Here is a 20,795-nt window from a genome sequence, read left to right as displayed (position 1 = left end):
TATAATTTTCGGATCAAGCTTCGGCGGTGGGAGCGAGCGAAAGATCTTCGCTCGCGGCGGTCTCGGAAGGGGCGGGATGGCTGACGAGGCGGATGAAGCCGACGACAAGCAGCATGGCAGGAACGATGTTGAAATACGCCGGGGCACTGATGATGTGCAGCGCTGATACCAAGACAAGCGCCGCGACCACGGCAAACGACCCCATTCGGTCCATCATCACTCTCCATCTTTTATAATTGTCATCAAGCTGCAACGCCGTGCGGTAGGCGTCAATCGGAAAGTTCAAGGCGCGAGACCTGGAGTATTCCGCAGCGATGGCGGCGCGCTATCGCTTTGTCTTTGCTCGCTCTCTTATTCATGCTGCGCTGCAGCAATAAAACGTCATCGTTCGCTAACACGCGAGTTGCGACCTCTTCCCAGCTTGGTGGCGTTGGAAAGAGGAGTTCCGTTATGCACACGTCGCAATCCCCGAAACGCTCGAAGATGACCCCAACGGCGCGCGCTTCGCTGTCCTTGTTAGGGTTCGGTCTGGCGCTGCTGGCGTTCCTAATTGCAATCGACCGCCCGCAATGGTTCGTTCTGCGTCCCGCATCGGGCACCGCTGCTGCATTGGCCAAGGCGTCGGTCAAACCGGTGGATACGCATGAGACCGCACGGGTTGGTGCGGCGGCCGCGGACATCGCGCCGTAATGGTGTGGATTTGCCGCAGGCACCATTCGGCCCTATCGCGCAGCAGCGCCCTTGAAAGCCCTGAGAACCGATGATCGTCACCAACACCCCCGGCTATCGCCACATCCTCCGCGAGATCTGGCGGCCTGCTGCCTTGCTGTTCGTCTGGGATGTGATCGTGACGGTCACCTATTACGTCGTGCCGTTCACCGCGCCATCGCTCCCGCTGACGCTGTTCGGCACGGCGCTCGCGCTGTTCCTCGGGTTTCGCAGCAATTCGGCGTATCAGCGCTGGTGGGAAGGGCGCGTGCTGTGGGGGCAGATGATCAATGCCAGCCGCAGTCTCGCGCGGCAGGCTCGCAATTACCTGCCCGATGAAGCGAAGGACCTTAAGCGCACGATTGTCCTGCGGCAGATCGCCTATGTCAACGCGCTGCGCTGCCAGTTGCGGCGTCAGGCGCCCGATGGCGAGGTGCTGCGCTTCCTGTCGCGCGGCGAGGCCGACTTCGCGCTCGGTCGCGTCAACGTTGCCAACGGCATCGTCGACGGCACCGGTCGCCGGATCAACGGAGCGTGCGCGCAGGGCTGGATCGACACGATCCAGCAGGCATCGATGGAAAGCATCCTCGTCGACATCGCCAATGCGCAGGGCGGGATGGAGCGGCTCAAGAACATGCCGCTGCCGAGCCAGTATCGCTTCTTCCCGACGATCTTCACGCATCTGCTGTGCATCCTGCTGCCGATCGGCCTGGTCGAGACGCTCGGTTTCGCGACCCCGCTCGGGTCGAGCATCGCCGGGCTGATGTTCCTCGTGGTGCTCGCGATCGGCGACGATCTGGTCGATCCGTTCGCCAACACCGTCCACGACGTGCCGCTGACGGCGATGTGCCGGACGATCGAGATCGATCTGCTTCAGGCGATCGGCGACGAAGCGCCAGAGCCGCTGCGGCCCGATGCGCGCGGCGTGCTGTGGTAGGCGAGGTTCAGGCCCAACCCTCGAGCACTTGATCGGGCGGGCGGTGTCCGTCGGCCCACATGCGGATGTTGGTGATGACCTTTTCGCCCGTCGCCATCCGTCCCTCATAGGTCGCCGACCCCATATGCGGGGTCATCACGACGTTGGGCAAAGCCAGCAGCCGCGGGTCGATCTGCGGCTCGTGCTTCCACACGTCGAGCCCGGCGCCCGCAAGCCGCTGACCCTCGAGCGCGTCGATCAGCGCATCCTCGTCGACGATCCCGCCGCGTGCGGCATTGATGAGATAGACGTGCGGGCGCAGCAGCGCGATGCGGTCGGCGTTCAGCAGGCCCTCGCTGTCGGCATTGCGTGGAGTGTGGATCGTCAGAATGTCGATCGCGCCGAGCATCTCGTCGAGATTGGGGTGCCACTGCGCCTGCAATTCCGCCTCGACCACCTTCGGCAAGCGGTTCCGGTTATGATAATGGATCGACAGCCCGAAAGCGCGCGCACGCCGCGCGACCGCCTGGCCGATCCGCCCCATGCCGAGGATACCGAGCGCCTTGCCGCCGATCCGATGGCCGAGCATCCCGCCGGGCGACCAGCCCTGCCACGCGCCCGATCGCACCAGTTTCTCGCCCTCGGCGAGGCGGCGCGGGACAGAGACGATCAGCGCCATCGTCATGTCGGCGGTGTCCTCGGTGAGCACGCCGGGGGTGTTGGTGACGATGATACCGCGCGCACGCGCGGCCTTCAGCGCGATATGGTTCACGCCCGCGCCGAAATTGGCAATCAGCTTGAGCTGCGCGCCGGCATTGGCGATCAATTCGGCATCGATCTCGTCGGTGACGGTCGGGACCAGCACGTCGCAGTCTGCCATCGCGGCGGCGAGCTGATCGCGCGTCATGCCGACGGGCCCGCGAAACAGCCGGGTGTCAAACAGCTGCGTCATGCGTTCGATCACCGCGTCGGGCAATTCGCGCGTTACGGCGACTTTCGGGTTCGGCACGCGTCTCGTTTCGGGCATGGACATGGCTTGGCGGAGCGCTTTGGCCTCGTCAACGGTGTTGAAGCGTGTGCGCGAAGCACGATAAACGGGCGCGAACACAGACGGGGAAATAGCATGCGTATTGGGGCCAGAATTTTGCTGGCGGCAACGGCGATCACGCTCGGCGGCAGCGCGATGGCGCCGGTGCTGGCCGGGCTCGTCCAGAAGAAGCCGCCCTATTTCGCCTCGATCTCGGCGGGCAAGGCGCGGATGCGGACCGGACCGGCGCGGAGTTATCCGTCGAGCTGGCTGTACCAGCGCGCCGACCTGCCGGTGAAGGTGCTCGACGTCTACGACCATGGTGCGTGGTACAAGGTCGAGGATCCGGGCGGCACGCAAGGCTGGATGATGGGCACGCTGGTGAGCGAGAAGCGCACCGCGGTGGTGCTGGGAATGGTGGCCGAGCTCCGCGATTCGCCGCGCGATGGCGGGCGGATCCTGTGGCGCGCGGCGCCCGGCGTCGTCGGGCGGTTGAGCCGCTGTTCGCGCGGGTGGTGCCATTTCGACGTGCGCGGGCGCGGCGGCTATGTCGAAGCAAACCATCTGTGGGGCGTCGAGCCGACCGAAGAGCTCCCGTGAACGGCTGGCGCATCGTCGAGGATGATCTCACCCATCCTGCGGTGGTCGCCTTGCTCGAGCTGCACGTGCGCAGCGCCAACGAAAACTCACCGCCGGGCAGCGTCTTCGCGCTCGACCTCACCGGTCTGCGCGATCCCGCGGTGACGCTGTGGACAGCGTGGGAAGGCGCGGCGCTGCTCGGCATGGGTGCGCTCAAGCAGCTCGATGCGCGCCACGGCGAGATCAAGTCGATGCGGACCGCGCCCGCGCAGCTGCGGCGCGGTGTCGCTGGCGCGATGCTTGCGCATGTGATCGCCGCAGCGCGTGAGCGCGGCTATCGACGCTTGAGCCTCGAGACGGGGACGAGCGCCCCGTTCGCGGCGGCGCATGCATTGTACGAGCGCGTCGGGTTCGTCGAATGCGATCCGTTTGCGGGCTATAGCGACCGCGTGTTCGCGCGGTACTACACGCTCGCGCTGGAATAACGCCCTTCCCCTGGGCGCAGGGGAAGGGCGCTGCCGGGCTTACGCCTCAGTTCATCAATTCCACCGCGACCGCGGTCGCTTCGCCGCCGCCGATGCACAGCGAAGCGAGGCCACGCTTCTGCCCGCTGGTCTGCAGCGCCGACAGCAAGGTCGCGAGGATGCGTGCGCCGCTCGCGCCGATCGGATGGCCGAGCGCGCACGCGCCGCCATGCACGTTGAGCCTGTCATGCGCGATGCAGAGGTCGCGCATCGCGATCATCGCGACGACGGCGAAGGCTTCGTTGACTTCGAACAGATCGACATCGTCGACCGACCAACCCGCCTTGGCGAGCGCCTTGCGCATCGCGAACACCGGCGCGGTGGTGAACAGCTCGGGCGCGTGCGCGTGTGCCGCCTGCGCGACGATCCGGGCGATCGGCGTGAGGCCAAGCTTTTCGGCGACCGAGGCGCGCGTCATCACCAGCGCCGCGGCGCCATCCGAGATCGACGAGGCGTTCGCCGCGGTGATCGTGCCTTCCTTGGAAAATGCAGGCTTGAGCGTCGGGATCTTCGCGACATCGCCCTTGGCGGGCTGTTCGTCGAGGCTGACGGTGGTCGGGCCCTTGCGACCGCTCACCTCGACTGCGACGATCTCGCGGTCGAACGCGCCCGATTGCTGCGCGCGTTGGGCGCGGTGGAGCGACTCGATTGCGTACTCATCCATCTGCTGGCGCGTGAATTGATAGACGGCGGCAGTGTCCTCGGCGAAGTTGCCCATCAGCTTGCCAGGCTGATACGCATCTTCGAGCCCGTCGAGATACATGTGATCCTTTAGCACGTCGTGCCCGATCCGCGCGCCGCTCCGATGCCGCAGCGAGAGATACGGTGCGTTGGTCATGCTCTCCATTCCGCCCGCGACGATCAGATCGGTAGAGCCGGCAGCCAGCGCATCGGCGGCGAGCATCGTCGCCATCATGCCCGATCCGCACATCTTGTTGACCGTCGTCGCCTCGATATGGTCGGGGAGGCCGGCTTTCAGCGCGGCCTGGCGCGCGGGGGCCTGGCCGAGTCCGGCAGGGAGGACGCAGCCCATATAGATCCGCTCGATCGCGTCGCCTGAAACGCCGGCGCGCTCGACCGCGCCACCGACGGCGGCGGCGCCGAGCTCGGTTGCGGTGGCGCCGGTAAGCGCACCCTGGAACGAGCCCATCGGCGTGCGGGCATAGGAGACGATGACGACGGGATCAGCGGACATTGGCGATCTTTCGCGAGGATAAAGGATGGGTGTGATTTAGGACGGAGCCGGCGGTTTTACAAACGAGCCGCGATCGGGTGGCTTCCCGATGCGACGGGAATGGCGATAAGGAGGCGCATGGTGGAGATCCTCCTATGGCCGGCGCTGCTCGGGCTGCTCGGCGCCGTGATCGGGAGCTTTCTCGCAACGCTGGTGATCCGCTGGCCCGAGGGGCGATCGGTGATGCGCGGGCGGTCGCACTGCGACGGCTGCGGCGCGTCGCTTGGCGTGCGTGATCTCATCCCGTTGGTGAGCGCTGCGCTGGCAGGAGGGCGATGCCAGCGCTGTAGGGCGCCGATCGACGCGCGGCATTGGCAGATCGAGCTCGGATGCGTCGTGATCGGCGCGCTTGCCGGTTGGGCTGTGCCGGGGCCGGTCGGACTGGCGGGCGCCGTGTTTGGCTGGCTGCTGCTAACGCTTGCCGCACTCGATATCGCTGAATTCTGGCTGCCCGATGCGCTGACTGCGACGCTGGCAGGGGGCGGGCTCGTGACGGGGTTACTCGGTGTCGAGCCCTCGCTCGTCGACCGGCTGATCGGCGCGGTGAGCGGCTTTGCCGTGCTGTGGGCGATCGGGGCAGGGTATAAGCGTCTGCGGCACCGCGAGGGGCTGGGCGGGGGAGACCCGAAATTGCTCGGCGCGATCGGGCTATGGCTCGGCTGGCGGCTGCTCCCGGCGGTCGTTTTGCTGGCCGCGCTTATCGGGCTGGCGATCGTCCTGGCCGGTATGCTGAACGGGCGGAAAGCAGGGCTGGGCGATCGGATGCCGCTGGGGGCGCTGCTCGCGATCGCGGCTTACCCGGCCTGGCTGTTCCTGCTAGGCCAGTCGTCATGAAAGCGCTTCTCTTGCTCGCGCCGCTCGTGATTGCCGCAGCCCCGCAGGCGGCGCCGGTTCCGCCAGCCCAGCCGCTCGCTTCGGTGGATGGCCTGCCGATCGGCGCGATTCCGAAGCAGGATTTGCCCGCACGCGGCTGCGCTGCCTATCTCTGGACCGCGAGTGGGACTCGAGCGCTGATCGCGATGGTCGGGGCCGATCCGGCGCGACTGCGCGTCTCGGTTCAGGGCAAGGTGACCGATCTCGACCGCAGCGCGCAAACCGGCGCGAGCGGCTTCGGATTTCCCGAACGCGCCGAATATGGCGGCGGCCCGCTCGTCGCGAAATTGACGATGAAGGTTGAAACCCGCGAATCGATCAGTGGCGGAGCGGTCGTGCCCGAGGGATTGCTCGAGATCGACCAAGCGGGGCAGGATACGATCATAGTGCCGGTCGCGGGGTTGATCGGCTGCACGTGAGGGGAAAATGATGACGATGCTCGATGTTCTGAACGCTCAGCGCGCTGCCTTCATGGCCGAGCTGCCCGTCAGCCTCGCGGTCCGCAAGGACCGGCTCGCGCGCGCCGCCGCGATGATCGCCGACAATGCCGACGCGTTCTGCGACGCGCTGAGCGAGGATTTCGGGCATCGCAGCCGCGAGCAATCGATGCTCACCGACATCGCCTCTTCGGTCGCGCCGATTCGCCATGCGCTCAAATCGGTCGAAAGTTGGATGCGGCGTGACAAGCGCGCGGTGCAATTCCCGCTCGGCCTGCTCGGCGCGCGCGCCTGGGTCGAATATCAGCCCAAGGGCGTGGTCGGCGTGATCGCGCCGTGGAATTTCCCGGTCAATCTGGTGATGGGCCCAGTCGCCGGAGCCTTTGCGGCGGGGAACCGCGTGATGGTCAAGACGAGCGAGTTTACCCCGCGTACGGCGGCGCTGTTCGAAGCGGTGTGCCCGAAATATTTCGCAGCCGACGAACTCGCGTTCTTCAGCGGCGCGGCCGAGGTCGGCAAGGCGTTCTCCGAGCTGCCGTTCGATCATCTGATCTTCACCGGCGCGACCGGGATCGGGCGCTACATCCTGCATGCCGCCGCCGACAATCTCACGCCCGTCACGCTCGAGCTCGGCGGCAAGTCGCCGGTGATCGTCGGCAAGGACGCCGATATCGCCAAGACGACCGAGCGCGTCGCGATCGGCAAGATGCTCAACGCCGGCCAGATCTGCCTCGCGCCCGATTACATGCTCGTGCCCGAAGCGCAGGAACAAGCGGTGGTCGATGGCCTCAAGGCAGCGGTGTCGGCGATGTACCCGACGCTACTCGCCAATCCCGATTACACTGCGATCATCAACGACCGGCATCACCAGCGGCTCGAGGAATGGGTCGCCGATGCGCGCGCCAAGGGTGCGACGGTCGAGACGGTCAATCCGGCGGGCGAGGATTTCGCCGGCTCGAACAGCCGCAAGATGCCGCTCCACATCGTCCGCAACGCGACCGACGACATGATCGTGATGCAGGAGGAGATCTTCGGACCGATCCTCCCGGTGCGGCGCTATAGCGGCATCGACGCGGCGATCGGCGAGGTCAATCGTCGCGACCGGCCGCTCGGCCTCTATTATTTCGGACCCGATGCCGACGAGCGACGGCGCGTGCTCGACCGTACGATTTCGGGCGGGGTGACGCTCGACGACGTGGTGTTCCACGTCTCGATGGAGGAACTGCCGTTCGGCGGGATCGGTCCCTCGGGGATGGGATCGTATCACGGCACCGATGGCTTCAAGACGTTCAGCCACGCCAAGGCGGTGTTTAAGCAAGCCAAGCTCGATGTCGCCAAGCTGGCCGGCCTCAAGCCGCCTTACGGCAAGGCGACCTGGACGAGCATCAAGCGCCAGATGAAATAGGCGGTTACCAGCTTCCCCGTCTAACCGTCACCCCGGGCTTGTCCCGGGGCCCACCGGGCCGCGAGCGCTGCGGCCGTGGCGCGTGCGTCACGGTGGACCCCGGCACACGGCCGGGGTGACGAAGTAGGGCTTCGAACCAAATGTTAGCGAGCAGAGTCGATCCGGTAGTGGATCGGCTTGAAGCTCCCGCCATTGCTCGCCGGTGCCGAGCAGGCGGTGAGGCCGATCACGAGATCCATCGCCGCGCGAAAGACGATGTGATCGCCCGCCTTGCTGATCGGCGGCAGCACCGACAGCTTGCCGGTGGTCGCGTCCACCGGCACGTTCATGAAGCAGTTGAACGCGACCGGAATCCGGTCGGGCGCGACGCCATACGGCTCGAGCGCCGCCGCCAGATTGCCGAAGCATCCGCGGTGCGGCGGCATGTCGGGATAGAAGTGGTGGAAGGTGTCGTACGAGCACGGCGTGAGCAAAAAATCGTGCCGCCCGACGGTATCGGCAACAATCTCGAGCATCGGCCGCGAGCGGTTCGAATAGAGCAGATGGCCCGTCGTCAGGAAGATCGTCTCGGCATAATCGAGCGTCCTGCCCGACGATATCACCTCATCGATGTCTTCAGCGTTGAACGCGAGCAGATCGGCAACTTGCCGACCGCGTGGGTCGATCACCGTCAGCGTCTCGCCGTGCGACAGCCGGAAGGCGGTGCCGCTGCGTTCGGGGATTTCGATCGTCGCGCTCATTCGGGCGTGCCTGCATAGCTGAACGGGCATTTCCACTCGGCGTCGACCACCCGCCCGCTATATTGCCGCGCCTCGCTGATTTCGCCGTGGCGCGCGAGCATCGGATTGCGGCTTCCCGCCAGCGCCTCGTCGCGCACGAGGATCTTCTCGCGCATGCCCTCGTAGCGGCCCTGGTCGCGCAAGGTGGTGAACTGGTCGTGCAGGTTGAACACCATCGTCGGACGCGCAAAGCGGCGCGCAGGGCGACTGGCGTTGGGGTGCAGCCCGACGATGAAGAACGCTTCGCCGCCGAAGCTCAGCGAGAAATGCGGGCTGTCCGGGTCGGCACTGACGCCCTTGTCATAGCCCTGACCACGCCACACGTCCTTGTCCGAGATCGATTGAGCACGCTGCCACAGCGCCGTCTCGAACGCGTCTTCGCTGAGCGCATCGGGTCCATCGAAGATCACCGCGAAGCTGCGAAAAAGCCCGGGCTCGGCACGATAGTCGGCGGCGAAATGCATCAGCCCGTCGTGAATGCGCAAATCGTCCCACGCGCTGTCGATCCGATCGCACGCGAGGACCGCAAGCGTGCCCTTGGCCAGCGCGGCCTTGGCCCCGACGCACGGGAAATCGGCCGCCGCGACGTGCGCGTCGAGCAAGGCCTGGAAATCGCCCTGCGCGCGGTGGCGCCAGGGAAAGAGCGGAGTGGACGGGGCTGGCATGCCCATCAAGACGACTCCCGCCTGCGTAAGGTTCCCAAAAACCTAGTTGATCTCAATCAGACGCTTCACGAACTTGTGCCTTGGGAAAACCGTCCCACGCTTGATCGTAATCGACGTCCAGGGCGCTCGTTTCCAAGGCAAATTCGGTCGGCGTGAAGACCCAGCGGCTCTCGATCATGAAGGCCATCGTGCCGTCGAGCTTGTGCGGCTTGAGGTCGGCGGCGCTGGCACCCTGCCAGCTCGCGACGTCGGGGCCGTGCCCGCTCATCTGGTTGTGCAGCGACAGCGCGCCCGGCACGAAGCCGTCGGCCTTCGCATCATACGCGCCGTACAGCAGCCCCATGCATTCGCTCATCGTGTTGCGGTGGAACCAGGGCGGGCGGAAGGTGTCCTCGGCAACCAGCCAGCGTGGCGGGAAGATCACGAAATCGACGTTCGCGGTGCCGGGGACGTCGCTCGGCGAGGTCAGCACGGTGAAGATCGAGGGGTCGGGATGATCGAAGCTGATACTGCCGATCGTGTTGAAGCGCGTAAGGTCGTACTTCCAGGGCACGTAATTGCCGTGCCACGCGACGACATCGAGCGGCGAGCGCCCGAGGTCGGTGCGCCACAGGCTGCCGAGGAATTTCTGAACGAGTTCGTACTCGCCCTCGACATCCTCGAACCAGGCAACGGGGGTTTCGAAATCGCGCGGGTTGGCGAGGCCGTTCGCGCCGATCGGGCCGAGATCGGGCAGGCGGAAGGGCTGGCCGTGATTTTCGGCGACATAGCCGCGCGCCGTGCCATCGGGCAGCGTGACGCGGAAACGCACGCCGCGCGGGATCAGCGCGACCTCGCCCGGCTTCACGTCGATCCGGCCGAATTCGGTGAGCAGCGTCAGCGCACCGTGCTCGGGCAGGATCAGCAGCTCGCCATCGGCCGAGGCGAAGGCGCGGTTCGCCATGTCCTTGGTCGCTCGGTAGATGTGCATCGCGACGCCGGTCTGCGTCTTGGGTCCATCGCCCGCGACGACCATCGTGGTCAGGCTGTCGAGCCAGTCGGCATCGGACGTCTCGAGCGGCTTCCAGCGAAGCCGGTTGGGGGCGAGCGGGGCGGTCGCGATGCCGGGGGCGAAGAGCGGCGCGCCGTCATAGCGGGTGAACGCTGGGTGCGCCGCGGACGGGCGCAGGCGGTAGAGCCACGACCGGCGATTCTCGTGGCGCGGCGCAGTGAAGGCAGTGCCGCTGAGCTGCTCGGCATAAAGGCCAAACGCTGGCTTTTGTGGGGAATTGCGGCCAACCGGGAGCGCGCCGGGGACGGCTTCGCTCGCGAAGTGGTTGCCGAAGCTGGTCATGTAATCGGTCATCTCGCGATCCCATCGTCGCCCCGGCGGAGGCCGGGGCCGCTGCGTTCGTGTCGCGCCGCTCGCATCACGCGCAGCGGCCCCGGCCTCCGCCGGGGCGACGCACGTGCTTATGCCTCGACTGCGCCCGGCACCACGCCGCGGCGGATCTGGTCGAGCTCGATGCTCTCGAACAACGCCTTGAAATTGCCCTCGCCAAAGCCGTCATTGCCCTTGCGCTGGATGATCTCGAAGAAGATCGGCCCGACCATGTTCTCGGTGAAGATCTGCAGCAGCAGCCCGCCGCCGGTCTCGGGCGCGCCGTCGATCAGGATATCGCGCTTGCGCATTTCCTCGACGTCGTGGTCGTGCCCGGGAAGGCGCTTGTCGATCAGGTCGAAATAGGTCTGCGGCGTCGTCTGGAAACGGATCCCGTTCGCCCGCAGCGTATCGACCGTCTTGAAGATGTCGTCGGTCGCGAGCGCGAGATGCTGGATGCCTTCGCCCTTATAGTCCTTGATGAACTCCTCGATCTGCGAATGCTCGTCCTGGCTTTCGTTCAACGGGATGCGGATCTTGTCGTCGGGCGCGGTCATCGCCTTGGAGAAGAGGCCGGTCGACTGGCCCTCAATGTCGAAATAGCGGATCTGGCGGAAGTTGAAGATCCGCTCGTAATAATCCGCCCAATAGGCCATCCGCCCGCGCTGCAGATTGTGCGTCAGATGGTCGAGCGTGTGGAGGCCGACGCTGTGGTCATCGACGCCGGCGCCTTCGACCGGGGTGAAGTCGGTTTCGTAGATCCGCGACTTCTCGTCGACCAGATACAGGTTCGCGCCGCCAATGCCTTCGATCGCGGGGAGCTCGAGCTCGTCCGGGCCAACTGCGCCCTTGACCGCGACAGCACCGCGTTCGACCGCCATCTTCAGCGCGCTTTCGCCGTCAGCGACGCGGAACGCCATCGCATTGGCCGAGGGGCCGTGCGTATCGCGGAAGCCCGCGACCTGACCCGCATCATCCATGTTGAGCAGGAAGTTGATGTCGCCCTGCGCGTAGCGGCGGACGTTCTTCGACTTGTGGTTGCCGACGTGGGTGAAGCCCATCTTGACGAACAGGTCGGCCATCGCCTCGGGGTTGGGCGAGGTGAATTCGACGAATTCGAAGCCGTTCAGGCCCATCGGGTTTGCAGGCTTGGTGTCTGGCGCGGTCATCGGTCGGCTCCAACTGGTTTCAGATGAAACGATATAGCGGGCTTGCACGAACCGGTCCATCCCGTATCGATTGCGCATGGCAACGCTCAAACTCGACGACTTCCTGCCCTATCGCTTGTCGATCGCGTCGAACCGTGTGTCTGCCGCGATCGCCAGCGCGTATCAGGCGCTGTTCGGGCTCAAGATTTCGGAGTGGCGGCTCGTCGCGGTGATCGCCGAAGGGCCGGGGATGACGCAGCAGGCGCTGGGCTTGGCGACGCGGATGGACAAGGTCACCGTCAGCCGCGCCGCCGCCGCCCTGGTCGAACGCGGGCTCGTCGCGCGGCAGCCAAATCCGGGCGATCAGCGCTCGCACATGCTCGCGCTGACGGCGACGGGCCAGGCGTTGTACGACGATGTCGCGCCCAAGGCGCTCGAGCTCGAGGCGCGGGTTTTTGCGGGATTTTCGCCAGCGGAGATCAAGGCGTTCCGCGCGATGCTTGACCGGATCGAGGCATCTGCCGCACCGTTCGACCCGGAGTGAGGAGGGAGCAGGGTTGATAGCAGGGCCTTTGCTGGCCTAAGCGACCTCGGCCCTCCCCAGGCGAACCGTGTTTTTCCAGGAGGACATCCATGCCCGACATGCTCGATCGCGCCGGCCTTTCGGTGGCGGCGCCGCTCGCCACTTTCGTCGAGGAGCGTGTCCTGCCGGGGCTCGACATCGCGCCCGGCGCGTGGTGGTCGGGCGTTGCCGCGATCTATGCCCGCTTCGCGCCGGAGAACGCCGCGCTGTTGCGCGTGCGCGACGATCTCCAGGCCAAGATCGATTCGCGCTATCAGGCGGGTGGGGCGGTCGATGCGGCGTATCTGCGCGAGATCGGCTATCTCGTCGACGAGCCGGCGCCCTTCACCGTCACCACCGAGCATGTCGATCCGGAGGTCGCGACGATGGCGGGGCCGCAGCTCGTCGTGCCGATTCTCAACGCGCGCTTCCTGCTCAACGCTGCCAACGCGCGCTGGGGCAGCTTGTACGATGCCTATTACGGCACCGACGCGTTGCCGGGGATGGCGGTGCCGGGCGGCTATGATCCGGTGCGCGGGCGCCAGGTCGTCGTTGCCGCAAAGGCGTTTCTCGACCAGGCCGTACCGCTTGCGGACCGTCCCTGGGCCGAACTCGCCGACAAGGAGCCGGTATTGCGCGATCCGGCGCAGCTGGTCGGGCGCAAGGGCGCGTCGTGGCTGTTCGTCCATAACGGGCTGCACATCGAAGTGGTGGTCGATCGCGACCATCCGATCGGGCGTGACGATCCGTCGGGAATCGCCGACGTCATCCTCGAATCGGCACTGACGACGATCTGCGACCTCGAGGATTCGATCGCCGCGGTCGATGCCGAGGACAAGGTCGCGGCCTATACCAACTGGCTCGGGCTGATGACGGGGGCGCTCGAGGAATCGTTCGACAAGGGCGGCAAGACGATCACGCGACGGCTCAACCCCGATCGCGTCTATGATGACGGCCTGACGTTGGCGGGACGCAGCTTGTTGTTCGTCCGCAACGTCGGGCACTTGATGACGACGCCCGCGCTGCGGCTCGGCGACGGCAGCGACGCGCCCGAGGGGATTCTCGACGCGATCATCACGAGCACGATCGCGCTCTACGACTTGCGCAAGCTCGGCGCGTTCCAGAACAGCCGCGCGGGTTCGGTCTATATCGTCAAGCCCAAGATGCACGGGCCGGCCGAATGCGCCTTCACCAATGCACTGTTCGACGCGGTCGAAGATCTGCTCGGCCTGGCGCGCAACACGCTCAAGGTCGGCGTGATGGACGAAGAGCGCCGCACTTCGGCCAATCTCGCCGCCTGCATCGAAGCGGTGAAGGACCGCATCGTCTTCATCAACACCGGCTTCCTCGATCGCACCGGCGACGAGATGCACACCGCGATGCGCGCGGGGCCGATGATCCCCAAGGCCGAGATGAAGACCAGCGACTGGATCAAGGCGTATGAGGACCGCAACGTCCGCATCGGTCTTGCCGCCGGCCTGTCGGGCCGGGCGCAGATCGGCAAGGGGATGTGGGCCGCGCCCGACCGGATGGGCGATATGCTCGTGCAGAAGATCGCGCATCCGCAAGCTGGCGCCAATACGGCGTGGGTCCCGTCCCCGACCGCGGCGACGTTGCATGCGATGCACTATCATCAGGTCGACGTGTTCGCGCGGCAGAAGGCGATCGCCAAGGAATCGATCCCGTCGCTCGATGCGCTGCTCAGCGTGCCCGTCGCGCAAGGCCGCAACTGGACGCCTGACGAAATCCGTGCCGAGCTCGACAACAATGCGCAGGGGATTCTCGGCTATGTCGTGCGCTGGATCGACCAGGGCGTCGGATGCTCCAAGGTGCCCGACATCCATGATATCGGGCTGATGGAAGACCGCGCGACACTGCGCATCTCGTCGCAGCACATCACCAACTGGCTGCTCCACGGGGTTGCGACCGCGGCGGACGTCGATGCGGCGTTCGAGCGCATGGCGGCAAAGGTCGATGCGCAGAATGCCGGCGACCCGCTCTATCATCCGATGAGCGGGCATCCCGACAGCCTGGCGCTGCAGGCGGCGCGCGCGCTCGTTTTCGATGGCGGCGCGCAGCCCAATGGCTATACGGAGCCGCTGCTCCACACCTATCGGCTGATGCTGAAACAAAGGTAGGGAAACCAACGCCGTTTCGTGCGTTGGCAGTCAGGTGGGAGTCGTTCGCGAGAGGTTCCTGCGCAGAAGCGGGGAAGTGAGTCGTTGAGCGTATCGGTGTTTTCGAGTGGGATTTTGGCTGTCGCTGCTGCAGGGATGCAGCAGTCGGAGCCTCCTTTAACGCCGTCGACTGCACCGGTTGCCGCGCAACAAGCGCCCGAACCCGCGATCGTTCCCGATGCGGAATTCACCAAGGCGCTGCCGCCTTTGTCGAACGATATCAACGCCCCGCTCGAGCCGATGCTGCCCGTCGCGCAAGCGCCGGCCGAGACAGCGGCGCCGGAGCTCGCGCAACCGTTGCCGTCGCTCCAGGGCTTCGATTCGACTCCGCTGGTCGATGCGACCTTCAAGGACACGAAGTCGCCGGACATTCGCTACGATACCGAGGTTCGCGGTCTCGATGCGGTGAAACTGAAGGGCCAGTTCAACGGGCTTTCGGCGCTCCGTGGTGGCAAGGGCAAGGCCGCCAACGCGACCGTCGTTTCGGCGCGGGCGCGTGAGGACGAGGCGCTGGCGGTGCGGTTGATGAAGTCGCTCGGCTATTACGACGGCACCGCGGTTTCGACGCTCGAGCCGATCCCTGGCGATCCGACGAAGCTGCGCGCGATCGTTTCGGCGACGCCGGGCAAGCAGTACAAGCTCGGCACGATCACCGTAAAGGCTGAACCCACCACGCCGCCGGGGCTGATCGAAAGCCAGCTCCCGCTCAAGGTCGGCGATGCGATCGAAGCCGATCGCGTCCAGGGCGCCGAAGCCAATGTCGCGCTGATCCTGCCGCAGCGCGGATACCCGTTCACCAAGGTCGGCCAGCGCGACATCCTGCTCGACGATATGACCGGGACGGGCGACTATACACTGCCGGTCGATACCGGGCCGCGCTCGTCGTTCGGGACCTTCACCACCGAGGGACGGCTCGCCTTCGGCGCCGAGCATGTCAGCGTGCTGACGCGCTTCAAGCCGGGGCAACTCTACGACAACCGCCTGACCGACGATCTGCGCGCCGCGCTCGTCGCGACCGGACTGTTTTCGACTGTCTCGGTCGAGCCGGTGCGGACCGGGAACATCAACCCCGACGGGACCGAGCAGGTCAATCTGCTGGTCAAGCAGGAACGCGGCAAGCAGCGCTCGCTCGCGGTCAGCGGTGGCTACAGCACGGGACAGGGCGTCCGGCTCGAAGGGTCGTACACTGATCGCAACCGCTTCGCGCCCGAAGGCGCGCTGATCTTCACCGCAGTCGGCGGCACGCAGGAGCAAGGCGCGAGCGCGACTTTCCGCCGGTCCAACGCGGGCAAGCGCGACAAGACCGTGACGTTCACCGCATCGGCCAACCGGACGAGCTATGACGCGTACAATGCGTTGACCGCGACGCTGTCGGGCAAGGTATCGTACGATTCGACGCCGCTCTGGCAGAAGAAGTTCACCTACGCCTATGGCTTCGAACTGGTCGGGACCAACGAGAGCGTCTATGATTTCGGCCTCGGCGCGCGCAAGCGCGGGACCTATTTCATCGCAGCCTTGCCCGGCCAGGTGTTGTTCGACCGCTCGGACAGTCTGCTCAACCCGACCAAGGGATATCGCCTCAAGCTTAGCCTCAGCCCCGAGACCTCGGTCCGCGGCGCGGTGCGACCGTATGCCCGCACGCTGATCGAGGCGAGCGGCTATTATCCGATCGGGGACAGCATCGTCCTCGCCGGACGGCTCCGCGCGGGCTCGATCGCGGGTACCGGGCGGGACGAGCTTGCGCCGTCGCGGCGCTATTATGGCGGCGGTGGCGGCTCGGTGCGCGGCTACGGCTATCAGCGGCTCGGCCCGCTTGATCCGCAGGGCAATCCGGTCGGCGGGCGCTCGATTAACGAATTCGCGCTCGAGGCGCGCTATCGCTTCGGCAATTACGGTATCGTACCGTTCTTCGACGGCGGCAACGCCTATGAAGGCCCGATCCCCAAGGGCACCGACCTGCGCTACGGCGCGGGGATCGGCGGGCGCTTCTACACCAATTTCGGGCCGCTGCGCGTCGACGTCGCCACCCCGCTCAACCCGCGTAAGGGCGACGGCAAGGTCGCGCTCTACATTTCGATCGGACAAGCCTTTTGATGGCCGAGGAAGAGGTCGTCGTCGTGCGCCGTCCGCTGTGGCAGCGTATCGTAAAGTGGGTGGCGATCACGCTGGTCGGGCTGGTCGTTCTCGTCGGGCTGTTCGTGCTCGGCCTCAACACCGCGCCCGGGCGGCGCGTGATCGCCAATTACCTGGGCGGCTACACCACCGCATCGGGGCTCAACATCAAGGTCGGGCGGATCGACGGATCGCTCTATGGCGCGATGGTGCTGACCGATGTGCGCGTGAGCGACCAGAAGGGCGTGTTCCTGGCGTCCCCGCGGATCGCGGTCGATTGGCGGCCGTTTGCCTATGCGCAGAACCATATCGACGTGCGCTCGGCGCAGGCGGCGTTGGTGACGATGACGCGCTCGCCCGCGTTCAAGCCGACGCCGACCGACCCCAACGCGCCGATCCTGCCCGATCTCGATATCGATATCGGTCGGCTGACGGTCGATCGCATGATCCTCGCCAAGCCGGTGACGGGCGAGGCGCATATCCTCAAGATCGACGCCGCGACGCACATCGCCGACAAGCGCGCACAGGTGACCGCCAATGTTGCGGCGCTGACGGGTGCTGGCATCGCTGGCGGCGATCGTCTGGTGCTGAAGCTCGATGCGGTGCCCGATCAGGACAAGCTCGACCTCGATGCGCGGCTGACCGCGCCGGCCAACGGCGTCGTTGCGCGAATGGGTGGCCTGAAGGCGCCGCTCGACTTTACCATCGGCGGCAAGGGCAGCTGGAAGGCATGGTCTGGCAAGGCGACGGGCACGCTCGGCGGCGCCCAACTCGCCGACCTGTCGCTCGAGGCGCATAGCGGCACGTTCAAGGTGCGCGGCACGACCAATCCCGGACTCTATCCAGGCGGCGCGCCCAAGGACAAGGCGACCCCGGTCAACCCGATCGCGCGGCTGACTGCGCCGGTCTTGCAAGTCGCGCTCGACGCGACACTCGACCAGCGCAAAGTCAATCTGACGACGACGCTCCGCTCGGACGCGCTTGCGCTCGACGCCAAGGGCCTGCTCGATCTCGCGCAGAGCAGCTTCGGGCAATTCGCCGTCAACGCAAAGCTGCTGACCCCCGGCGCGATCGCGCCCAACCTCAATGGGCGTGATGTCGCGGCGCGCGTCGTGCTCGACGGCAAGTTCGCTACGCCGACGGTCAATTACGTCATCACCGCCGGCGTGCTCGGCTTTGGCGAGACGCGGGTCGAGCAGCTGTATGCTTCGGGTCTTGCGCGCGTGAATGCCGATCACATCGTCGTTCCGGTCGCAGCGCGCGCCGCGCGTGTGACAGGGTTGAACGCGGCGGCGGGCGGGCTGCTCGACAACGTCGCGATCAACGGCGACTTCGCGATCGCCAAGGGCAAGGTGCTGTCGGACAATCTGCGGATCCGCTCGCGTAAGATCGATGCGACCGCCGTGGTGGTCGCGGATCTTGCGACAGGCCTGTATCGCGGCGCGCTCAACGGCCGCGTCAACGATTACAAGGTCGATGGTGTCGGCATCCTCTCGCTACGCACCGACGCCAAGCTGGTGACGGTTTCGAGCGGTGGCTTCGGCATTACCGCGCATGTCGCGGCCAAGACGTCGCAGATCTTCAACGAAGGCGCGCGCAGCTTTCTCGGCGGGAACGCCGCCGTCACCGCCGATGTCGGTTATGATCCCAACGGCATCATCACCTTCCGCAACCTGCGGCTGAATGCGCCGCAATTCCGCGTAATGCGTGGGCAGGGGCGGTATGATCCGAAGGGGCCTCTGCTCGTCGACGCCGACGCGTATTCCAACCAATACGGCCCACTCACCGCGCGCGTGACGGGCACGGCGACCAAGCCTGTCGTGCTGCTCCGCGCCGCGCGGCCGGACGTCGGCGTCGGTCTGGTGAATCTTGAGGCGCAGATACGCGGCAACGGCGCATCGTACGCGGTGCTGGCGAAGGGCGGGACCAATTACGGGCCGTTCACCGCCGATGTCCTCGTAACGCCGTCACCACGGCTGACCGCCGATATCCATAACGCGCGCTTCGCCGGCGTCGATTTCAAGGGCCGGGTCGAGCAGCTTGCCGCCGGGCCGTTCGGCGGGCGGATCACCTTTGCCGGATCGGGCATTAGCGGCGCTGCCCTGCTCGGCGCGCAAGGCAAGGTCCAGCGCGTCGATGTCGCCGCTCGCGCCAGCAACGCCAAGATCCCGGGGGCGACCGACTTCACGATCGGCCGCGCGATCATCAATGCGCAGGCCGTGCTCTATCCGAACGCGCCGCAAATCGTCGCCGACGCGCAGGTCGCCGATCTGCGCTACGGCGCCGCCGTGCTGTCGGCAGCGCGAGCGAAGATCAATTACGTCAACGGCAGCGGCACCGCGCAAGTGCTCGCGACGGGTTCGAACGGGGTGCCGTTCCGAGTTGCTGCCAACGCGCGCTTGAGCCCCAAGCTGTGGCTCGTCGCGACGCAGGGCCAAGCCAACGGTATCGCCTTCAAGACCGGCAATGTCGCGCGCATCGAGATCGATCGCGGCACGTATCGCTTGCAACCGACGCGACTCGATTTCGGCGCCGGCGCGAACAGCGCGGGTGGCAGCGCGCGGATCGCAGGCGAATATGGCAAGGGGCTCTCGGCAAAGCTGCGGCTCGACTCGCTCGACGTGTCGGTTGCCAACGCGCTTGTTCCCGATCTTGGCTTGGGCGGCACCGCGACGGGGTCGCTCGATTATACCCAGCCGCAAGGCGCTTCGGTCCCGCAGATCGCTGGCCGGTTCCGCATCAAGAACTTCACGCGGTCGAGCCTGGCGAGCGTTTCGCAGCCGGTCGACGTGATCGCACAGGTCGGGCTGACCAATGCTGGCGGCGACGCGCGTGCGCTCATCCAGCGTGGCGGCGCGACGGTCGGTCGCCTGGTCGCGACCTTGCAGCCATTGGGCGGTGGCAGCAGCTGGACCCAGCGCTTGCTCGCCGCGCCGTTGTCGGGCGGGATCCGGTATAACGGCCCGTCGAGCGTGCTGTTCTCGCTCGCTGGTCTGGCCAAGCAGCAAGTGTCAGGGCCGATCGCGGTTGCTGCCGATTTCGGCGGGCGCGTCGATGCGCCGCAACTGACCGGCTTGGTTCGCGCCGATGCGCTGACCTATGACAACGAAGTCTACGGCACGCGTCTCACGCAAATGAAGATCGCCGGTCGTTTCACCAACGATCGTTTCGACCTGACGCAATTGTCGGCGCGCGCTGGCGAGGGCACTGTGCAGGCGCAAGGCTCGGTTGGCTTCTCGTCGGCGGCGGGCTTCCCGATCGATATCAAGGCGACGCTCAACAACGCGCGGCTTGCCAGCAGCGACGCGCTTGGCGCGACCGCAACCGGCACCGTCTCGGTCAGCAACAGCAAGGCCAAGGGTGGCTTGATCACCGGGGACATCCGTATCCCCAATGCGCGTTACGAGATCATCCGCCAGGGCCAGGCCGAAGTCGCCGAACTGACGGGAGTCCGCCGCAAGAGCGATGTGGTGAAGGCCGCCACGCAACCCGCCGCCGAGGCCCCGATCGGCTTGTTCAAGCTCGACATCCGCGTGCGCGCGCAGAATCAGTTGTTCGTGTCCGGCATGGGGCTCGAGTCCGAGTGGGAGGCCGATATGCGCGTGGCCGGAACCTCGGCCGCGCCGCAGATCCTCGGTCGGCTGCAGATCGTGCGCGGGACCTATTCGTTCGCTGGCAAGCGGTTCGACGTGACCAAGGGCGATGTCCGCTTCGCTGGCGGAGCGCTGGTCGATCCCGAGATCAACATCAGCGCGACGACGACGACCAACGACATCACCGTCGTGATCGACATCACCGGCACCGGCCAGAAGCCGCAGATCGCCTTCAATTCGACCCCGGCGCTGCCGCAGGACGAAGTGCTCAGCCGGCTGTTGTTCGGCAGCTCGGTGACCAATCTGTCCGCGATCCAGGCGATCCAGTTGGCATCCGCGCTCAACTCGCTGCGCGGATCGGGCGGCGGGCTCAATCCGCTCGGCAAGTTGCGCAGCGTCGCCGGGATCGATCGACTGCGGATCCTGGGGGCCGACTCGGCAACGGGGCAGAGCACTTCGCTCGCCGCCGGAAAGTACATCACCAAGAACATCTATGTCGAAGTGATCACCGACGCGCGCGGCTTTACTGCGACTCAGATCGAGGTGTCGCTGACCAAGGCGCTCAGCGTGCTGTCACAGGCCGGGTCGTTCGGCGGGTCGAACGCGACGGTGCGCTACAAGCGCGACTTCTGACGGGGTGGAGCCGCCGATCGGCGGTTCCGCTTTCGCTTCGTGTAAAAATCGAATATCCGGTAT

At 66.0% G+C, this 20,795-nt stretch carries 18 protein-coding genes; 11 read left to right on the top strand and 7 right to left on the bottom strand.

Features of this window, described 5'->3' with window-relative positions:
• Window positions 1-13: 13 nt before the first annotated feature.
• Window positions 14-286, bottom strand: coding sequence for a hypothetical protein (locus tag IE187_RS02545; RefSeq protein WP_229839188.1), 273 nt, complete (start codon window positions 284-286; stop codon window positions 14-16).
• A 164-nt stretch (window positions 287-450) separates the two neighbouring features.
• Between IE187_RS02545 and IE187_RS02540 the strand changes: the two genes are divergently transcribed.
• On the top strand, window positions 451-690 hold the full coding sequence (locus tag IE187_RS02540) for a hypothetical protein (protein WP_189674962.1): 240 nt from the start codon (window positions 451-453) through the stop codon (window positions 688-690).
• Between the two features lie 70 nt (window positions 691-760).
• Entirely contained in the window at window positions 761-1,645 is an 885-nt protein-coding gene (locus IE187_RS02535) for a bestrophin family protein (protein WP_189674961.1), read from the top strand.
• Window positions 1,646-1,652: 7 nt separating this feature from the next.
• Here IE187_RS02535 and IE187_RS02530 read toward each other — a convergent pair whose 3' ends face one another.
• Window positions 1,653-2,651, bottom strand: a complete 999-nt coding sequence (locus IE187_RS02530) for a 2-hydroxyacid dehydrogenase (RefSeq protein ID WP_189674960.1) — start codon at window positions 2,649-2,651, stop codon at window positions 1,653-1,655.
• Window positions 2,652-2,747: 96 nt separating this feature from the next.
• On the opposite strand from IE187_RS02530, the gene IE187_RS02525 reads away from it, so the two are divergent.
• Both IE187_RS02525 and IE187_RS02520 read left to right on the top strand, forming a co-directional pair.
• A complete protein-coding gene (locus IE187_RS02525) occupies window positions 2,748-3,251 on the top strand; it encodes an SH3 domain-containing protein (protein WP_133188829.1) in 504 nt (167 codons plus the stop codon).
• Window positions 3,248-3,715 carry a GNAT family N-acetyltransferase gene (locus tag IE187_RS02520; RefSeq protein ID WP_189674959.1) on the top strand — a complete coding sequence of 156 codons (468 nt, stop codon included), beginning with the start codon at window positions 3,248-3,250 and terminating at the stop codon, window positions 3,713-3,715. The genes IE187_RS02525 and IE187_RS02520 overlap by 4 nt, the downstream gene beginning before the upstream one ends.
• A 46-nt stretch (window positions 3,716-3,761) precedes the next feature.
• On the opposite strand, the gene IE187_RS02515 is transcribed toward IE187_RS02520, so the two are convergent.
• A complete protein-coding gene (locus IE187_RS02515; RefSeq protein ID WP_189674958.1) occupies window positions 3,762-4,949 on the bottom strand; it encodes an acetyl-CoA C-acyltransferase in 1,188 nt (395 codons plus the stop codon).
• Between the two features lie 117 nt (window positions 4,950-5,066).
• Here IE187_RS02515 and IE187_RS02510 point away from each other — a divergent pair, with 117 nt between their 5' ends.
• From IE187_RS02510 to IE187_RS02500, 3 genes are read left to right on the top strand one after another with little or no spacing between them, the layout of a single operon-like run.
• Window positions 5,067-5,822 (top strand): prepilin peptidase, encoded by a 756-nt coding sequence (locus IE187_RS02510; protein ID WP_189674957.1) that lies wholly within the window; start codon window positions 5,067-5,069, stop codon window positions 5,820-5,822.
• Complete coding sequence (locus IE187_RS02505) at window positions 5,819-6,280, top strand: hypothetical protein (protein WP_133188823.1); 462 nt, start codon at window positions 5,819-5,821, stop codon at window positions 6,278-6,280. Before IE187_RS02510 ends, IE187_RS02505 begins: the two co-directional genes overlap by 4 nt.
• A gap of 10 nt (window positions 6,281-6,290) precedes the next feature.
• Window positions 6,291-7,703: a coniferyl aldehyde dehydrogenase gene (locus IE187_RS02500; protein ID WP_189674956.1), complete on the top strand. Its 1,413-nt coding sequence runs from the start codon at window positions 6,291-6,293 to the stop codon at window positions 7,701-7,703.
• 143 nt (window positions 7,704-7,846) lie between these two features.
• Here IE187_RS02500 and IE187_RS02495 read toward each other — a convergent pair whose 3' ends face one another.
• From IE187_RS02495 to hppD, 4 genes are all read right to left on the bottom strand, one after another.
• On the bottom strand, window positions 7,847-8,443 hold the full coding sequence (locus tag IE187_RS02495) for a DUF1989 domain-containing protein (RefSeq protein WP_189674955.1): 597 nt from the start codon (window positions 8,441-8,443) through the stop codon (window positions 7,847-7,849).
• A complete protein-coding gene (gene gntA / locus IE187_RS02490; RefSeq protein ID WP_133191983.1) occupies window positions 8,440-9,147 on the bottom strand; it encodes a guanitoxin biosynthesis heme-dependent pre-guanitoxin N-hydroxylase GntA in 708 nt (235 codons plus the stop codon). Before gntA ends, IE187_RS02495 begins: the two co-directional genes overlap by 4 nt.
• Window positions 9,148-9,199: 52 nt before the next feature.
• Window positions 9,200-10,492, bottom strand: coding sequence for a homogentisate 1,2-dioxygenase (hmgA, locus tag IE187_RS02485; RefSeq protein ID WP_189674954.1), 1,293 nt, complete (start codon window positions 10,490-10,492; stop codon window positions 9,200-9,202).
• Window positions 10,493-10,599: 107 nt separating this feature from the next.
• Window positions 10,600-11,676 carry a 4-hydroxyphenylpyruvate dioxygenase gene (hppD, locus tag IE187_RS02480; RefSeq protein ID WP_189674953.1) on the bottom strand — a complete coding sequence of 359 codons (1,077 nt, stop codon included), beginning with the start codon at window positions 11,674-11,676 and terminating at the stop codon, window positions 10,600-10,602.
• A 76-nt stretch (window positions 11,677-11,752) separates the two neighbouring features.
• Between hppD and IE187_RS02475 the strand changes: the two genes are divergently transcribed.
• The 4 genes from IE187_RS02475 (at window position 11,753) to IE187_RS02460 (ending at window position 20,732) form a co-directional block, all read left to right on the top strand.
• On the top strand, window positions 11,753-12,199 hold the full coding sequence (locus IE187_RS02475; protein WP_133188813.1) for a MarR family winged helix-turn-helix transcriptional regulator: 447 nt from the start codon (window positions 11,753-11,755) through the stop codon (window positions 12,197-12,199).
• 89 nt (window positions 12,200-12,288) lie between these two features.
• The gene (locus IE187_RS02470; protein WP_189674952.1) at window positions 12,289-14,355 is read left to right on the top strand and encodes a malate synthase G; all 2,067 of its coding nucleotides are present in this window, start codon (window positions 12,289-12,291) and stop codon (window positions 14,353-14,355) included.
• A gap of 135 nt (window positions 14,356-14,490) precedes the next feature.
• Entirely contained in the window at window positions 14,491-16,488 is a 1,998-nt protein-coding gene (locus tag IE187_RS02465; protein ID WP_189675564.1) for a BamA/TamA family outer membrane protein, read from the top strand.
• Window positions 16,488-20,732: a translocation/assembly module TamB domain-containing protein gene (locus IE187_RS02460; RefSeq protein ID WP_189674951.1), complete on the top strand. Its 4,245-nt coding sequence runs from the start codon at window positions 16,488-16,490 to the stop codon at window positions 20,730-20,732. The genes IE187_RS02465 and IE187_RS02460 overlap by 1 nt, the downstream gene beginning before the upstream one ends.
• The last annotated feature ends 63 nt before the right edge of the window (window positions 20,733-20,795 follow it).

The organism is Sphingomonas glacialis (genome assembly GCF_014653575.1).
Lineage (GTDB): Bacteria > Pseudomonadota > Alphaproteobacteria > Sphingomonadales > Sphingomonadaceae > Sphingomonas > Sphingomonas glacialis.
This window is presented reverse-complemented; position numbering and strand designations above follow the sequence as displayed.

Excerpts from the sequence above, each read along its gene's own strand:
- IE187_RS02495 (WP_189674955.1), bottom strand. The coding sequence starts at position 8,443 with ATGAGCGCGACGATCGAAATCCCCGAACGCAGCGGCACCGCCTTCCGG.
- IE187_RS02530 (WP_189674960.1), bottom strand. The coding sequence starts at position 2,651 with ATGCCCGAAACGAGACGCGTGCCGAACCCGAAAGTCGCCGTAACGCGC.
- IE187_RS02500 (WP_189674956.1), top strand. The coding sequence starts at position 6,291 with ATGACGATGCTCGATGTTCTGAACGCTCAGCGCGCTGCCTTCATGGCC.
- IE187_RS02515 (WP_189674958.1), bottom strand. The coding sequence starts at position 4,949 with ATGTCCGCTGATCCCGTCGTCATCGTCTCCTATGCCCGCACGCCGATG.
- IE187_RS02460 (WP_189674951.1), top strand. The coding sequence starts at position 16,488 with ATGGCCGAGGAAGAGGTCGTCGTCGTGCGCCGTCCGCTGTGGCAGCGT.
- IE187_RS02540 (WP_189674962.1), top strand. The coding sequence starts at position 451 with ATGCACACGTCGCAATCCCCGAAACGCTCGAAGATGACCCCAACGGCG.
- IE187_RS02470 (WP_189674952.1), top strand. The coding sequence starts at position 12,289 with ATGCCCGACATGCTCGATCGCGCCGGCCTTTCGGTGGCGGCGCCGCTC.
- IE187_RS02525 (WP_133188829.1), top strand. The coding sequence starts at position 2,748 with ATGCGTATTGGGGCCAGAATTTTGCTGGCGGCAACGGCGATCACGCTC.
- IE187_RS02465 (WP_189675564.1), top strand. The coding sequence starts at position 14,491 with ATGCAGCAGTCGGAGCCTCCTTTAACGCCGTCGACTGCACCGGTTGCC.
- IE187_RS02505 (WP_133188823.1), top strand. The coding sequence starts at position 5,819 with ATGAAAGCGCTTCTCTTGCTCGCGCCGCTCGTGATTGCCGCAGCCCCG.
- hmgA (WP_189674954.1), bottom strand. The coding sequence starts at position 10,492 with ATGACCGATTACATGACCAGCTTCGGCAACCACTTCGCGAGCGAAGCC.
- IE187_RS02510 (WP_189674957.1), top strand. The coding sequence starts at position 5,067 with ATGGTGGAGATCCTCCTATGGCCGGCGCTGCTCGGGCTGCTCGGCGCC.
- gntA (WP_133191983.1), bottom strand. The coding sequence starts at position 9,147 with ATGCCAGCCCCGTCCACTCCGCTCTTTCCCTGGCGCCACCGCGCGCAG.
- hppD (WP_189674953.1), bottom strand. The coding sequence starts at position 11,676 with ATGACCGCGCCAGACACCAAGCCTGCAAACCCGATGGGCCTGAACGGC.
- IE187_RS02475 (WP_133188813.1), top strand. The coding sequence starts at position 11,753 with ATGGCAACGCTCAAACTCGACGACTTCCTGCCCTATCGCTTGTCGATC.
- IE187_RS02535 (WP_189674961.1), top strand. The coding sequence starts at position 761 with ATGATCGTCACCAACACCCCCGGCTATCGCCACATCCTCCGCGAGATC.